19 protein-coding genes are annotated in these 14,178 nt (G+C 58.9%); 8 read left to right on the top strand and 11 right to left on the bottom strand.

What is annotated here, in order from left to right:
- Positions 1-205 precede the first annotated feature (205 nt).
- Positions 206-574 (top strand): NirD/YgiW/YdeI family stress tolerance protein, encoded by a 369-nt coding sequence (locus ACOYNV_RS15165; RefSeq protein ID WP_422900631.1) that lies wholly within the window; start codon positions 206-208, stop codon positions 572-574.
- A gap of 56 nt (positions 575-630) precedes the next feature.
- Here ACOYNV_RS15165 and ACOYNV_RS15160 read toward each other — a convergent pair whose 3' ends face one another.
- The 4 genes from ACOYNV_RS15160 to hisC form a co-directional block, all read right to left on the bottom strand.
- The gene (locus ACOYNV_RS15160; RefSeq protein WP_422900630.1) at positions 631-1,488 is read right to left on the bottom strand and encodes a deoxyribonuclease IV; all 858 of its coding nucleotides are present in this window, start codon (positions 1,486-1,488) and stop codon (positions 631-633) included.
- A gap of 191 nt (positions 1,489-1,679) precedes the next feature.
- The gene (locus ACOYNV_RS15155) at positions 1,680-2,168 is read right to left on the bottom strand and encodes an RES family NAD+ phosphorylase (protein ID WP_422900629.1); all 489 of its coding nucleotides are present in this window, start codon (positions 2,166-2,168) and stop codon (positions 1,680-1,682) included.
- On the bottom strand, positions 2,168-2,629 hold the full coding sequence (gene parS / locus ACOYNV_RS15150; RefSeq protein ID WP_422900628.1) for a type II toxin-antitoxin system Xre/ParS family antitoxin: 462 nt from the start codon (positions 2,627-2,629) through the stop codon (positions 2,168-2,170). The genes ACOYNV_RS15155 and parS overlap by 1 nt, the downstream gene beginning before the upstream one ends.
- Positions 2,630-2,751: 122 nt before the next feature.
- A complete protein-coding gene (hisC, locus tag ACOYNV_RS15145; RefSeq protein WP_422900627.1) occupies positions 2,752-3,840 on the bottom strand; it encodes a histidinol-phosphate transaminase in 1,089 nt (362 codons plus the stop codon).
- A 141-nt stretch (positions 3,841-3,981) separates the two neighbouring features.
- Between hisC and hisB the strand changes: the two genes are divergently transcribed.
- From hisB to hisI, 5 genes are all read left to right on the top strand, one after another.
- On the top strand, positions 3,982-4,569 hold the full coding sequence (hisB, locus tag ACOYNV_RS15140; protein WP_422900626.1) for an imidazoleglycerol-phosphate dehydratase HisB: 588 nt from the start codon (positions 3,982-3,984) through the stop codon (positions 4,567-4,569).
- Entirely contained in the window at positions 4,569-5,219 is a 651-nt protein-coding gene (gene hisH / locus ACOYNV_RS15135; protein ID WP_422900625.1) for an imidazole glycerol phosphate synthase subunit HisH, read from the top strand. Before hisB ends, hisH begins: the two co-directional genes overlap by 1 nt.
- 216 nt (positions 5,220-5,435) lie before the next feature.
- Positions 5,436-6,179, top strand: coding sequence for a 1-(5-phosphoribosyl)-5-[(5-phosphoribosylamino)methylideneamino]imidazole-4-carboxamide isomerase (gene hisA, locus ACOYNV_RS15130; protein WP_422900624.1), 744 nt, complete (start codon positions 5,436-5,438; stop codon positions 6,177-6,179).
- A 34-nt stretch (positions 6,180-6,213) separates the two neighbouring features.
- Complete coding sequence (gene hisF, locus ACOYNV_RS15125; protein WP_422900623.1) at positions 6,214-6,975, top strand: imidazole glycerol phosphate synthase subunit HisF; 762 nt, start codon at positions 6,214-6,216, stop codon at positions 6,973-6,975.
- A complete protein-coding gene (hisI, locus tag ACOYNV_RS15120) occupies positions 6,972-7,382 on the top strand; it encodes a phosphoribosyl-AMP cyclohydrolase (protein ID WP_422900622.1) in 411 nt (136 codons plus the stop codon). Before hisF ends, hisI begins: the two co-directional genes overlap by 4 nt.
- A 212-nt stretch (positions 7,383-7,594) precedes the next feature.
- Here the strand turns inward: hisI and ACOYNV_RS15115 are convergent, their stop codons facing one another.
- Both ACOYNV_RS15115 and ACOYNV_RS15110 read right to left on the bottom strand, forming a co-directional pair.
- The gene (locus tag ACOYNV_RS15115) at positions 7,595-7,867 is read right to left on the bottom strand and encodes a hypothetical protein (protein WP_422900621.1); all 273 of its coding nucleotides are present in this window, start codon (positions 7,865-7,867) and stop codon (positions 7,595-7,597) included.
- Positions 7,868-7,973: 106 nt separating this feature from the next.
- Positions 7,974-8,711 carry a pteridine reductase gene (locus ACOYNV_RS15110; RefSeq protein WP_422900620.1) on the bottom strand — a complete coding sequence of 246 codons (738 nt, stop codon included), beginning with the start codon at positions 8,709-8,711 and terminating at the stop codon, positions 7,974-7,976.
- Between the two features lie 141 nt (positions 8,712-8,852).
- Here ACOYNV_RS15110 and ACOYNV_RS15105 point away from each other — a divergent pair, with 141 nt between their 5' ends.
- Both ACOYNV_RS15105 and ACOYNV_RS15100 read left to right on the top strand, forming a co-directional pair.
- A complete protein-coding gene (locus ACOYNV_RS15105) occupies positions 8,853-9,056 on the top strand; it encodes a hypothetical protein (protein ID WP_422900619.1) in 204 nt (67 codons plus the stop codon).
- A 9-nt stretch (positions 9,057-9,065) separates the two neighbouring features.
- Positions 9,066-9,593, top strand: coding sequence for a hypothetical protein (locus ACOYNV_RS15100; RefSeq protein ID WP_422900618.1), 528 nt, complete (start codon positions 9,066-9,068; stop codon positions 9,591-9,593).
- Between the two features lie 213 nt (positions 9,594-9,806).
- Here the strand turns inward: ACOYNV_RS15100 and murB are convergent, their stop codons facing one another.
- The 5 genes from murB to ACOYNV_RS15075 all read right to left on the bottom strand — a co-directional run.
- On the bottom strand, positions 9,807-10,850 hold the full coding sequence (gene murB, locus ACOYNV_RS15095) for a UDP-N-acetylmuramate dehydrogenase (RefSeq protein ID WP_422900617.1): 1,044 nt from the start codon (positions 10,848-10,850) through the stop codon (positions 9,807-9,809).
- A gap of 423 nt (positions 10,851-11,273) precedes the next feature.
- Complete coding sequence (locus ACOYNV_RS15090; protein WP_422900616.1) at positions 11,274-11,540, bottom strand: BrnA antitoxin family protein; 267 nt, start codon at positions 11,538-11,540, stop codon at positions 11,274-11,276.
- A 42-nt stretch (positions 11,541-11,582) separates the two neighbouring features.
- The gene (locus tag ACOYNV_RS15085; protein ID WP_422900615.1) at positions 11,583-11,759 is read right to left on the bottom strand and encodes a hypothetical protein; all 177 of its coding nucleotides are present in this window, start codon (positions 11,757-11,759) and stop codon (positions 11,583-11,585) included.
- 68 nt (positions 11,760-11,827) lie between these two features.
- On the bottom strand, positions 11,828-12,697 hold the full coding sequence (locus tag ACOYNV_RS15080) for a hypothetical protein (RefSeq protein WP_422900614.1): 870 nt from the start codon (positions 12,695-12,697) through the stop codon (positions 11,828-11,830).
- Positions 12,698-12,732: 35 nt separating this feature from the next.
- A partial coding sequence (locus ACOYNV_RS15075; RefSeq protein ID WP_422900613.1) for a vitamin B12 dependent-methionine synthase activation domain-containing protein occupies positions 12,733-14,178 on the bottom strand: 1,446 nt, incomplete at its 5' end.

Here is a 14,178-nt window from a genome sequence, read left to right as displayed (position 1 = left end):
CGCGGCATCGTTGGCAGCCCGGCAGGGTGCGCAAATTCTTTTCTTTGCGCACGCGGATATGAAGAATCCCGGGGTAGACCACGGTTTTCCTGGTTTTCTGTTTCTTCGGATCTAAAAACCGTGGTCCCCTCTATTTCTCTTTGCTTTTGCACTTCAGACTTGATTCCACTATATTTTCGTTGTGACTTTTTTACAGGAGAATCAGATGAAAACCAGATTGCTTGTTGCCCTCTTGCTGGCCGTGCCCTTTTTCGCGCATGCCGAATTCACCGGACCTCGTGCTTCCTCCAGCAGCGCGGGCAACCGCGCTGTGGTGACGACTGTTGCCGCCGCGAATAAGGCGGCAGAATATACGCCGGTGTTGCTGGAAGGCAAGATCACGCGTCAGTTGGCGAGCGAGCGCTATGAATTTGCAGATGCGACGGGTTCGATTCAGTTGGAGATTGACGACGATTCTCTGCCCGCTGAAAAATTCGATCAAACCACACCGTTGCGCATCAAAGGTAAGGTGGATAGGCGCTGGAATCATCGTCAGCGCTATATCGACGTCAAATCGGTACAGATCATTCGCTGAGAAGAACAACAGGGGCTACACGGTTTGCGAGAATGAAACCGTGGTCTGCCTCCTATTTACTTTTTCTTGCCATTTATTCTTTGTTCCCGATAAACGCCACGTAGCAGCGCGATTTCCTCAGCGTAGCCCGGCAGTTCGTTGGGCGTTTCGAGCAGGAACGGCAGGTGGCGCAAGGCCGGATGGTTGATGATCCGGGTGATGGCTTCCAGGCCGATATGGCCGTGGCCGATCCGGGCGTGACGGTCCTTGTGGCTGCCGATGGGGTTCAGGCTGTCGTTAAGGTGGATGGCGCGCAGTTTGTCGAGGCCGATGACCGTGTCGAACTCCGCCAGCACACCATCCAGATTGCCGACGATGTCGTAGCCGGCGTCGTGGATGTGGCAGGTGTCTAGGCAGACGCCCATTTTTTCCTTGAGCTCGACCGCGTCCAGAATCTGCTGTAGTTCGTGGAAGGTGCGGCCGATTTCGCTGCCTTTGCCGGCCATGGTTTCGAGCAGCACAGTGGTCGTCTGTTGCGGCATCAGCAAGGTGTTGAGCTGCGCGACGATCATCCCGATACCCGCTTCTTCACCCTGCCCGACGTGGCTGCCGGGATGAAAGTTGTAGAGGTTGCCCGGTAGTCGCTCCATGCGCGCCAGATCGTCCTGCATGGTGGCCATGGCAAAACTTCGGGTTTTCTCGTCGGCCGAGCACGGGTTGAGCGTGTACGACGCGTGCGCCAGCAACGTGGCAAAGTGGTGTTCTGCAGCCAGTTCTAGAAAGGCGTCGAGGTCGGACGGGTCAATCGCCTTGGCGGTGCCGCCACGCGGGTTGCGCGTAAAGAACTGGAAGGTGTTGGCGCCAATGGAAAGCGCGTCCCGACCCATGCCCATGAAGCCTTTGGATGTGGAAAGGTGGCAGCCGATGTTCAGCATGAATGCTCCAATAACGAATGTTTTGAGGGAATTGCCATGAAGTAACTGGTTATAGGCCACTGTTTCCGATTGGCTGCCCTGCGACCCGCTTCAATAGGCGATCTACAGGCAGTATGCCGCGAGTTCCCTATAAATGTTTGCTTACACGGCCTATACCTCGAAGATGCCCGTATTTATTGGCTCGCAGCCGTTCATGATTCGCCGACCAGATTGCGCAGCAGGCGCAGGTCGGTGTCCAGTATTTCCGGCGTGCCCGGTTTGATGTGCCGGAAGTCGTGATGCAGCGGGTTGATCAGGAAATTCTGCTCTGCCGGCAAGACCGCACTGGGTACGGCCAATACACAACTGCGCGCTTCGAGAAGCCACTGTGCGCCTAGTGCCTGCAAGCTCTCCCGAGCACCCAGGGTGCGCCAGTCTTGTGGTAACGCGCTGGCTTCAATGGTTTCAATACTGACGGAGTCGGTCAGGTGTGTCGGAATCAGAACGTAGCGGGCTCGTAACGGGTCGTCCTGCACCAGCATTTCGAGCAGCGCCAGCGATCTGCTTTCGGCGGTATATACCATCGATTGCCCCGGACGATTCCAGCGCCCTCCGTACAACCGTGCGCCGTCACCAGAGAAGGCCGAAGCGACAAAACGTGGCGTGGTGATCCGCCACACCTGGCGGCTGGCGGCCAGCATCAGGCGAACACGCCGTGCTCAATGCGTCCGAGTGTGTTCATTACGGCGTCGGCTCCCAATTCCGTATCGAGGAGCGAGATCGGGCTCACGCCGCCAAGAGCGGCATTCGGGGCTTTGAGCCAGTCGAGCGCGGCGTGTCCATCTTCAAATACCTCGGCCGCACGCTCGATGATCCTGGCCAGGCGTACCAGCTTGCCCGACTCGTCGCGGTTGAGTACCCCTTCTTTTTTGCGCCGTGCCAAGGTACGTTCCGGGATGTCCAGAGCTCTGGCCAATTCGCTTTGCCCAATCCCGACCAGGCGCACTGCAGCGTCAACCGCGCCCGCCGCAATGCCTTGGCGTACCAGGGAAATCCAATCCAGAGCAGAACGCGGTTGTGCGTGCAGTACAAGTTCACCACCGAGCACGGTCGCCGCAGAAAACGCTGCACGGTTTTCAATGGAAACAATTGCGATGCTCATTGACTCACCTCATTTCTGCCATTTGTCTATCAGTGTATGCACTAATGGCGGATTATACAACCGGTTAGTGCGCCCAGGCTTTAAGGACGCTATAGAACGCGCGGCGTTGGTTTCCGGGGAGGTTACTGGCCGAGGATTTCCCGTAGCGCACCGACCAGCACCTGACACTGCGCGTCGGTGCCGATGGTGATGCGCAGATGCTGGTCGATTCGCGGCAGCTTGAAGTGGCGAACGATGATCTGGCGCTGGCGTAGTTCTGCCGCCAGTTGCGCTGCATCGTGCTGCGCATGGCGGGTGAAGATGAAGTTGGCGGCCGAAGGCAGTACCTCGAAGCCGAGGCCTTCAAGGTTGGCGGTCAACTCGGCACGACTGTTCATGACGGCCAGCCGCGTCTTTTCCAGATGTTCCTTGTCGGCCATCGCGGCGGCAGCGCCGGCAATGGCCAGGCGGTCGAGCGGATAGGAGTTGAAGCTGTTCTTGACCCGTTCCAGCGCCTCGATCAGCAGGCTGTTGCCGACGGCATAGCCGACGCGCAGCCCGGCCAGCGAATGCGATTTGGAGAGCGTGCGGATGACCAGCAGATTGGGATAGCGATTGACCAGGGCGATGGCCGTGGGTATGACCTGGCCGCCAAAGTCGATGTAGGCTTCGTCGATGACGACAACGGATTGCCGGTTGGCGGCCAGCAGACGCTCGATTTCAGCCAGCGGCAGCAGCAGGCCGGTCGGCGCGTTGGGGTTGGCGACGACGATGCCGCCGTTTTTCCGAGCGTAGTCGTCCACACGCACTTCAAAGTTTTCCCCAAGCGGGATGGCGACGTGCTCCACGCCATAGAGGCCGCAATACACCGGATAGAAACTGTAGCTGATATCCGGCAGCAGGATCGGCGTTTCGTGCTTGAGCAGCGCCATGAAGGCGTGCGCCAGCACTTCGTCCGAACCGTTGCCAACGAAAACCTGTGTCGGCGTTATCGAAAACTCGACAAAGTGGGCGACGATGGCGTCCTTCAGGCGGTCGGCGTTGGGGTCGGGATAGAGGCGCAAGGTCGCACCAGCGGCTCCCAGTTCCTCCTGCATCGCCGCGACGGCATGGGGCGACGGCGGGTACGGATTTTCATTGGTGTTCAGCTTGACCAGGTTGGGCAGCTTGGGCTGCTCACCCGGTACATAGGGGGTCAGGCGGTGAACGAGGGAACTCCAGTATTGGCTCATGAACGGCTCGCAAGGTCGAATGCAGCAGAAGCGGTAAATGGTATCATGCGAAACTCTTTGTTTGATCGGGCTGGAGAGGGCTTCGGTGGTTCGATCCAGCGGTTTTTGAGTACGATTATTGCATTTTGCGACGGGGTCTCCATGCGGCAAGCCGAAGTTACCAGAAACACCCTTGAAACCCGGATCACGGTTCGGCTGAATCTCGACGGCAGCGGTCAGGGCAAGTTTGCCACTGACGTTCCATTCCTTGATCACATGCTTGATCAGGTAGCCCGTCACGGTCTGATCGATCTTGAGGTCGAGGCGCAAGGCGATCTGCACATTGACGCGCACCACACCGTCGAGGATATCGGCATCACCATCGGACAGGCGCTGGCCAAGGCGCTTGGCGACAAGCAGGGGCTGCGTCGCTATGGACACGCTTATGTGCCGCTCGATGAAGCGCTCTCGCGTGTGGTTGTCGATCTCTCCGGTCGCCCCGGCCTGGTTTTCAACGTCGAATTCAAGCGCGCGATGATCGGCGCTTTTGACGTTGATCTGACCCGTGAATTTTTCCAGGGACTGGTCAATCACGCCCTGATGACCGTGCATGTCGATAACCTGCGCGGCGAAAATGCCCACCATCAGGCCGAAACGGTATTCAAGGCCTTTGGTCGTGCCCTGCGCATGGCGGTTGAAGCCGATCCGCGTGCGGCCGGCAGCATCCCTTCAACCAAGGGTTCGCTCTGATGGGTTCAGCCGCAGAAACGATTGCCGTGGTTGACTACGGCATGGGCAATCTGCGCTCGGTCTGGCAGGCGCTGGTGCATGTGGCCGTTGGCCGCGAAGTGGTTGTTACCGCCGATCCGGCGGTGGTGGCCGCAGCCGGGCGCGTGGTTTTTCCCGGTCAGGGCGCGATGCCCGATTGCATGCGCGAACTTGAGGCGCGCGGTTTGCGGTCGGCTGTTCTCGAAGCGGCGAAAAGCAAACCCTTTCTGGGAATCTGCATCGGCCTGCAAATGCTTTTCGAGCACAGCGAAGAGGGCGATGTTCCCGGCCTGGGCGTGTTCGCCGGCTGCGTTCGCCGTTTCCCGGCGGACAAAATGCTAGGGCCGCACGGCGACAAACTGAAGGTGCCGCACATGGGGTGGAACGAAGTCGCCCATACCCGGTCACACCCGCTCTGGAATGGCATTGACGATGGCGCCCGCTTTTATTTTGTGCATAGTTATTGCGTTGATCCGATTGATCATAGTTGCATCGTCGGCATGACGGACTACGGCATCCCCTTTACCAGCGCAGTGGCGCGGGATAATATCTTTGCTATCCAATGCCACCCGGAAAAAAGTGCCCATGCAGGGCTGGCTTTGCTGACCAATTTCATTTCCTGGAAGCCCTGAGAACCTGTGAAAATATCAAGAATCCACCGCAGAGGCGCAGAGCCGCAGAGAAAGCGCAGAGGAACCCCATCGTTTTTAAAGGTTTTCTCTGCGAAAACTCTGCGCCTTTGCGCCTCTGCGGTAGATGTTCGGGCGTTTTTTCATATCCGCTGAACAGGCATTGCTCTTTTCGAACCTTTCCCGTCATTTTTCTTCAACTACTTTTAGTTCCCAAAAATGCTCATCATTCCCGCGATTGACTTGAAGGACGGCCATTGTGTCCGTCTTAAACAGGGGCTCATGGACGACGCCACCGTTTTTTCCACATCCCCTGGCGAGCAGGCGGCGCACTGGCTGGCGCAAGGGGCAAGGCGCTTGCATATCGTCGATCTCAACGGCGCTTTTGCCGGCAAGCCGAAGAACGAAAGCGCCATCAAGGAGATCGTCGATGCCCTCGGTGGAGAAATTCCGATCCAGCTCGGTGGCGGTATTCGTGACCTCGACACCATCGAACGGTGTCTGGACGATGGCGTCAACTACGTCATCATCGGCACCGCCGCAGTCAAGAACCCCGGCTTTCTGCATGACGCCTGCAGCGCTTTCCCGGGGCAGATCATCGTCGGGCTCGACGCCAGGGACGGCAAGGTGGCCGTTGATGGCTGGTCAAAGCTGACCGGGCACGACGTGATCGATCTGGCGAAGAAATGCCAGGACTACGGCGTCGAAGGCATCATCTATACCGACATCGGCCGCGACGGCATGCTCTCCGGCATCAACATCGAAGCCACGGTAAAGCTGGCGCAGGCCCTGATCATCCCGGTGATTGCCAGTGGCGGCCTGTCGAGCATGGACGACATCAGGAGTCTCTGCGCTGTTGAGCATGAAGGCATTTTCGCCACCATTGCCGGTCGCGCCATCTACGATGGATCGCTCGACTTTGCTGCCGCCCAGGCGGAAGCAGAACGCGCTACCCAGCGCTGATTCATCACCTATTGAACGATTGCAAGGGAATACCGTGGGTCTGGCAAAACGAATCATTCCCTGTCTTGACGTAACCGCCGGCCGGGTGGTCAAGGGCACCAATTTCATTGATCTGCGCGATGCCGGCGATCCCGTAGAGATTGCCCGTCGCTACGACGCGCAAGGTGCCGACGAGGTGACCTTTCTCGACATCACCGCCTCCTCCGATCAGCGTGACATCATTCTGCACATTGTCGAGGCCTGCGCGGCACAGGTTTTCATCCCGCTGACCGTGGGCGGGGGTGTGCGCTCGGTGGCCGATGTGCGTCGCCTGCTGAACGCCGGTGCCGACAAGGTCAGCATGAATACGGCGGCGGTCGACAACCCGGATCTCGTCGCCGAGGCGTCGGCCAAGGTTGGCAACCAGTGCATTGTCGTCGCCATCGACGCCAAGCAGGTGGCGCCGGGCAAGTGGGAAGTTTTCACGCACGGCGGCCGCAAGCGTACCGGGCTGGATGCCGCCGAATGGGCTTGCCGTGTGCAACAACTCGGTGCCGGAGAAATCCTGCTGACCAGCATGGATCGCGATGGAACGAAGAATGGTTTTGACTTGCCACTGACCCGCGCCATTTCCGATGCGGTCGATATCCCGGTGATCGCCAGCGGGGGGGTAGGCAATCTTCAGCATCTGGCCGATGGGGTGACAGAAGGCCGTGCCGACGCCGTACTGGCGGCGAGCATCTTCCACTTTGGCGAATACACCGTGCGCCAGGCGAAGGAGTTCATGCACAATCGTGGAATAGAGGTACGTTTATGAGTGATCTGGACACCAGTCTGGACTGGCTCGACGCCCTCAAGTGGGACGAGAACGGGATGATCCCCGCCATCGCGCAGGATGCAACGAATGGCCGGGTGCTGATGTTTGCCTGGATGAACCGCGAATCGCTACAGGAAACGATTGCCGGGGGTAAGGCAGTCTACTGGTCGAGGTCACGGCAGCGGCTTTGGTGCAAAGGCGAGGAATCCGGGCATTACCAGAAAGTAATTGCCATTCGTGCCGACTGTGACGGTGATGTGTTGTTGCTGTCTGTCGATCAGGTGGGCGGAATCGCCTGCCACACTGGCCGTGAAAGCTGTTTTTTTCTGGAACTGCAGGAGGAGCGCTGGATTCCTGCCGATCCGGTATTGAAAGACCCTAAGGACATTTATTCTGTTGGCTCATAGTGTTTCTCGTTGTTGCAATACGTTCCACTCCATTGCGACAACAATGTGTGGCCATTTACTATCTACACAGCTGAAGACATGGGAAAGCTGACAGATATTCAGATTCGATCATGGGTTAAGGCAGGCGAGCCATTGACTAAGTCAGGCGTGGCAAATCCCCCTCTCAAAAACGGGATTTATTTGTAAAGCCTGGGGATTAACGGAGGTTTGAATCACCTCCTGTGAAGTCTTGCTTGAAAGTTGATGCGCCCGATGGCGTTGGGGTCGAGCGTATTGATATCCGGGAAGGCTTCGTCGGTGCGATCGGCAATGCGCCGCTGATCCGCCTTGTCAAGATTGACGTGAAAGTAGCGCCGGCGACACTCGAATCTCCCCTCGCCTTCCGGGATAACCAGCGACTTGGCTGCCGTCTTTTGGCAGCTTGGTCGGTTGGCTATTAGTTTCATCAGAGGGGTGGGGGGCGAGGTCGGGAATTCGCGCAGCATGCTCCGCGCTCATCGAGCGATTCCGGCTGCCAAGCCGGAATGCGCCCTGCAAGTGAGGGGAACGGGCAAGTCGGTCAGTTTCCATTGCGCTATCCGCTTCGAGCTTCTACAGATGGGCGCTACGGCCCCCATCGACGTTGATGACCTGCCCGGTCACGTAGGAAGCATCATCGAGCAGGAAACGTACAGCGCGGGCGATATCCTGCGGGCTGCCGGCGCGTTTCAGTAGCGTATGGGCGACGATTTTGTCACGTGCGTTTTCGTCAAACTCGCTGTCGTCAGGCCACAGGATCGGCCCCGGCGCGACCGCATTCACCCGCACTTCCGGCGCCATTTCTATCGCCAGGGCACGCGTCAGCCCCAGCAACCCGGCCTTGGCGGCACAGTACAGCGGGTATCCCGCCAACGGCCGTTCGGCATGGATGTCGGTGATATTCACCACCGCGCCATGTGCCGACTTCAGGTGAGGCGCCGCCGCCTGGGTCAGAAACAGGGGTGCCTTGAGGTTGGTGCCGATCAGGTCATCCCAGGCCGCCAGATCGATTTTACCGAGTCGTGTGGCATAAAAAGTCGAGGCGTTGTTGACCAGCGCATCCAGACGGCCAAATTGCGCAATCGTGTTTTCCACCAGCATCGACAACGCTTCGATATCGAGCAGGTCGGCTTGCTGGCAAACGGCAGACCCCGGCCGTCCCGCATTCAATTCGGCCACCAGCGCCTCGGCCGCCTCGGTCGCCGTGCGATAGTGCACCATGATGTTGGCGCCCGCCGCATGCAGTTCGCGGACGATCGAAAGACCTACCCGTTTCGCCGCCCCGGTTATCAAAACGGTTTTGCCGATCACGCCCGACTCCAGAATATTCAACCTGACTCACACAAGGATATGGATTTTAGCGGATTTCCATATTCGGCATCCGGAAATGCCGCTATCCGAAGCAGGCGCCAAACGTCAGACTTGCTCAGACAACCTTGGCCCTGATACCCCATGATGAATGATGAAACTCCGCTCGACGCCGACGAGTTGATGAACTTTTCCGAGCGCATTGAACAACTTCCCCCGGCTGACGCCAAATGGGTGGAAAGCCTGTTCCAGGAATGCCTGCGCGCGCGAATGCACGAAGCCGAATTGCTTGTCGGCCAAACTGATGGCGGTGCGAGTGGAAATCACGGCAATGAACTGGAAGCGTAACTCGCGCAAGTGGCGCTCGATGCCGCAGAGTGGCTGCGGACGCTCTGGAACGTCGGCTACATGGGCGCCGGCAGTTTTCCCGCGCAACCGCGCTCGGCTTTTCCATTGATCGAGCTGGAAGACGTTCTCAAGTCAGCCCTGTTTGCCAGAATCCGCGAAGGCAAGCGGCCGCTTCCCTTTCCGCCACCGACAAGGCAGGGCTTGCCCTGGCATGATCTGGTCGAGAGTCGGGAAGAGACCCATGCCGTCGCGGCTGAAATCGTTCGCGATGGAGAAGAGCAGGCCAGCGGGGCCATCATCGCTGGCTGCTCCGGCTGGCAAATTGTTGAAGAAGTTGCCAGGGATCGCGAATACATCGTTCAGCATCAAGGCAAGGGACCGCTTTTCAGGCTGAATCTTGAGCCGACTGCCGCCAGTTTGTGTCGCGAACCTCCGCGCTGGACGCGCCGAATCGGAAGCCGGACACTGGATCGCAACCAAGCACCCGGAGATGTACGGGCAGGTCAGGTTCGAGCGGGTCGAATAGTCGCCAAGTAGTTGCAGGAAGGGCGTAACTGACTGCCTGCGGGGCGCACCCCAAGGGTACTTCCTGCGGGGCGCACCCCAAGGGTACTTCCTGCGGGGCGCATGGATAGGCGACTTGCAAGGCATGTGCCTGAAGAATGGCGTATTTATTGGCGATCAGCGAATATGTCTTGTACAACGCCATTGGACGCGCCTCGCCGCCACGTCGGGGGAGCCTGGCTTCGCTCAAAGGAAGATTGGTTCAGGCGTCAGTTCGATGCCGAATTTCTCTTTAACGTCGCGCTGAATCGCCTGCATGAGCCCCAGCACATCAGTGCCCGTTGCGCCACCGTGATTGACCAGCACCAAGGCCTGTTTCTCGAACATGCCGACCGGGCCAAGGTTCTTGCCCTTCCATCCGGCCTGCTCGATCAGCCAGCCGGCGGCGAGTTTGCAGCGGCCATCGAGCTGCGGGTAGCGCGGCAGACCGGGGTGAACCACCAGCAACTGGTCTGCGGTCGAGGCATCAACCACCGGGTTATGGAAGAAACTGCCGGCATTGGGGATGAGCGCCGGATCGGGCAGTTTGCGCTGACGGATGGCAATGATCGCGTCGGCGATCTGTCGGGCATTCGCCTGCTTGATGTTGTTTGCGTCGAGTTTATTGATTTCAGCCGCCACATCCGCATAGCGCGTCAAAGGTTGCCAGTTCTTGGACAGGCGGAAAGTGACATCGGTAATCACCAAGCGCCCGTCAAGATGCCAGCCTTCCTGCTTGAACACGCTGTCGCGATAGCCGAAGCGGCAGGCGTCGCGGTCAAAGCGTACGGTCTGACCGCTAAGCATGTCGCAGGCAGACAGCGAATGGAAGCGTTCGGCCACTTCCAGTCCGTAGGCACCGATGTTCTGGATCGGCGCGGCGCCGACCGTGCCGGGAATCAGCGACAGGTTCTCCAGCCCCGGCCAGCCTTGCGCCAGCGTCCAGCCGACAAAGTCATGCCAGTTTTCGCCAGCGCCGGCACGAACGTACCAGGCATCGGCATCCTCACTAGCCAGTTGGCGGCCAGTGATCGCCATGCGTAACATGAGGCCGTCGAAGTGGCCAGTCAGAACGAGGTTGCTGCCACCGCCGAGGACGAAGCGCGGCATTCCGCTCCAGCACGGATCAGCCGCCAATACCGGTAACTGCCCCGCGGAGGTGATGCTGGCCAGGTGCGCCGCACGGGCCGAAAGCGCCAGCGTGTTGAGTGGCGCGAGGTCGGTGTTGCTGGCAATAATAATGTCAGGCATGGTCAGTCAAAACGATCAATGCAATCTCGCAGCATATTGTCAAGGCGCGTCAAGCCGTTTGCCAGGGTAAATTTGTTCTACCGCTAACCCATTGATTTACCGTCATTCCGGGCTTGACCCGGAATCTGACCAAAGGAAATGTGCCCCGCAGGAAATACCCTTGGGGTGTGCAGAGCCAGTTCGTTTATCAAACAGGTCTTTGAACATCTTGATCAGATGGACGAATCTGGATTCCGGCTTTCGCCGGAATGACGGTGTATCGATAGAACAAATTTACCCTGAGCCGTTTGCTTGCCGCAGAGGCATTTTCAGCGCAGAAGAAACAGGGGACCAAGGTTTCCATTTTCAGAGTAAGAGAAACAGAAAACCGTGGTCTATCCCCGAGAGCAGTCTAGCCAAAGTCGTGAACATGCGCCTTCAAATTCAGTGGCTATGCAGCTTATCCTGAAGCCATACCTTGATCAGCGATTGATAAGGCACGTCCCTTGCGTTTGCAGCCGTCTTGATTGAATCCAGCAGGTGCTGAGGCAGGCGCAACGAAATCGTTTTCGTCGTCGGTTTCAGGTTGGGTAGCACGGCTCGATTAGCCTTCGTCCAGTCCTGATACTCAGTGGAGTCGTTCTTCTCCCAAAACGCACGTTCATCCGCCTCAGTGGCGAATTCTGGAACCGTCCTAGTTTGCTTGCTCATAAATCGTTCGCTCCTTCTGGTACAGAAAACCGTGGGCTCCTATTACAATAAGTCTAATTCCTTCTCACCAAAAGGCGTCTTTGATCGCAAAGCTTCTTTTAACAACTTTTTTGACAGAGCAGGATCAAGAAAAGCAACTGGCGGTGTTTCTTTGAATTCTGCTTCATAGCGATCCAAGAGCATCATCTCATCTCCGTCAATAGTCATTCGATCATTCATTACAACTCCTTACGTTTGTGGCAAACACGACAAAAAATGCGTTGCTGGAGAGCACTGAAATCATGAAGTCAGCGACGCGCCAGGTAGAGCGCGAATATTGAAGGAGCGATGTCGCGCAATTGCTTGCGTTTGTCGACCAGCGTTTGCGTCGATCCCTTGCGTTCGCCGATCAGCAGATCAATGAGCAAGGCCGCGCTGCGCGCCGGGATCGAGTCATTTGGCTGGACAGTGCGCAGACAGGGTAACAGTTCCGGGTGCTCGACCAGCAGCCAGGCGGGAAACCAGGTGCTTTCGTCGTTTTCATCGTCATCAAGTTCGGCATCAGTGCTGAATTCACGGCAGAGGCGAAGAACAGTGGCGGGGGCGGCGCGGGGAATTACGGCGGCAAGCAACGCTGGGGCGATCCACGCCAACTCGGCGACCAGCGGCCAGTAGTCGTCGGGAACGCCTTCGCGCAAGGCGATTTCGGCCATCCAGGAGAGCGGTTCGGGGATGCGTCGCCAGGACGGAATTTCCGCCACGGCGGCACGCGCTAATGCGAGTTCGCCCGCACGCAGAAAAAGCCCGGCGGCGTGTCCGTTAGCCAGGCTGCGGTTGAATGCTTGCCCAGCAACAGCCCGTGCCAATTCGCCATAGACCGGTTCAATCCAGCGCTGTGCAGTGTCGCTGCCGATCAGCTTTTGCAGGGGCGGCAGCAGGCGGGTCTCGATACGTTCGACCTGCCGGGCAATGGCCGTTGCCGAGCACCCCGGTTTCTCCAGCGCCAGCAGCTCGAAGTAAAGATGCTCGAAATTATTCAGGTTGCCGTCACCCGGAAAATGGGCGTGCACTTGATCGATGGCTGCACGCATGGCGACCGCGTCGCGGGCGCGGAGCGCGGCGATAACGGCGTTGCTCCGGCTAACGTCGGCACTGTGCGCGAAGAGATCGAGTTGCATCGCTGGGTCCTGAATATTGCGGGCGCTGATTACGGTCAGGGCAGCAACGGCGCCAGCCAGCGCTGGGCTTCGGCAACGCTGAAGCCGGCGCGTTGCGCCCAATCCTCAAGCTGGTCGCGGCCAATCTTGCTGATGGCAAAATACTGCGCCTGCGGGTGCGCCAGATAGAAGCCGGAAACAGCGGCGGCCGGGGTCATGGCAAAGGATTCGGTGATGCCCATGCCGGCGTTGGCCGGTGCATCGAGTAACGTAAACAGCGAACCCTTGGCCGTATGATCCGGGCAGGCCGGATAGCCGGGGGCCGGACGAATGCCGCAGTATTCCTCGCGGATCAGCGCGTCACTGCCGAGCGGCGTGTCTATCTCGGCTACCGCGTAACCCCAGTAGTCGCGGCGTACCTGGGCGTGCAGCCACTCGGCGCAGGCTTCGGCGAAGCGGTCGGCGAGCGCCTTGAGCATGATCGCGCGGTAGTCGTCGTGCGCCGCTTCAAACTCGGCAAGTTTTATCTCGATGCCCAGACCGGCACTGACGGCGAAGACGCCGATCCAGTCGGGGGCGCCGCCCTCTGACGCCTTGGGCGCGACGAAATCGGTCAGGCAGTAATGCGGCTTGCCGGACGGGCGTTCGTGCTGCTGGCGCAGGTTGTGCCAGGTCATCAGCTTTTTACCGCGCGACTCATCGGCGTAAAGCTCGATATCGTCGCCGACGGCATTGGCCGGGTAAAGGCCGAACACGGCGTTGGCGGTAATCCACTGCTCTGCGATGACTTGCTCCAGCATGGCCTTGGCGTCGGCAAAAACCGAGCGCGCCGCTTCGCCGACCACGGCATCCTCAAGAATCTTCGGGTAGCTGCCGGCCAGATCCCAGGTCTGGAAGAAAGGGCTCCAGTCGATGTAGTCGGCCAGCGTTGCCAGATCGACATTGCGCAGCACATGCAGGCCGGGCTTGTTTGGCGCAACGGGCTGGTAGGCCGGGTCGCAATTCCAGGCGAAACGATTGCGGCGCGCTGCGTCCAGCGAAACGAGCGGAACGCCCTTCTTGTTGGCATGCTGAACGCGCAGCTTTTCGTAATCGGCAGCCACTTCGGCCTTGAAGCCGGCGGCGTTATCGATCGACAACAGTTTGGTCACCACGCCGACGGCGCGCGAGGCATCCGGCACGTAGACCACCGGGCCGTTGTAATGCGGGGCGATCTTGATCGCGGTGTGGGCGCGACTCGTCGTCGCGCCGCCGATCAGCAACGGGATGGCGTCGCCTTCGGCAAAACCGAGGCGCTGCATTTCGGCCGCGACGTGGCTCATTTCCTCCAGCGAAGGGGTGATCAGGCCCGACAGGCCGATGGCCTGCGCGCCGTGTTCCCTGGCGGCGTGCAGGATCTTGTCGCAGGACACCATGACGCCGAGGTCGACCACATCGTAGCCGTTGCAGCCAAGCACCACGCCGACGATGTTCTTGCCGATGTCGTGCACGTCGCCCTTGAC

The organism is Propionivibrio sp., from assembly GCF_049316945.1.
Classification (GTDB): Bacteria; Pseudomonadota; Gammaproteobacteria; order Burkholderiales; family Rhodocyclaceae; genus Propionivibrio.
The sequence above is the reverse complement of the archived record's forward strand: the minus strand, read 5'-3'. Positions and strand labels throughout refer to the sequence as shown.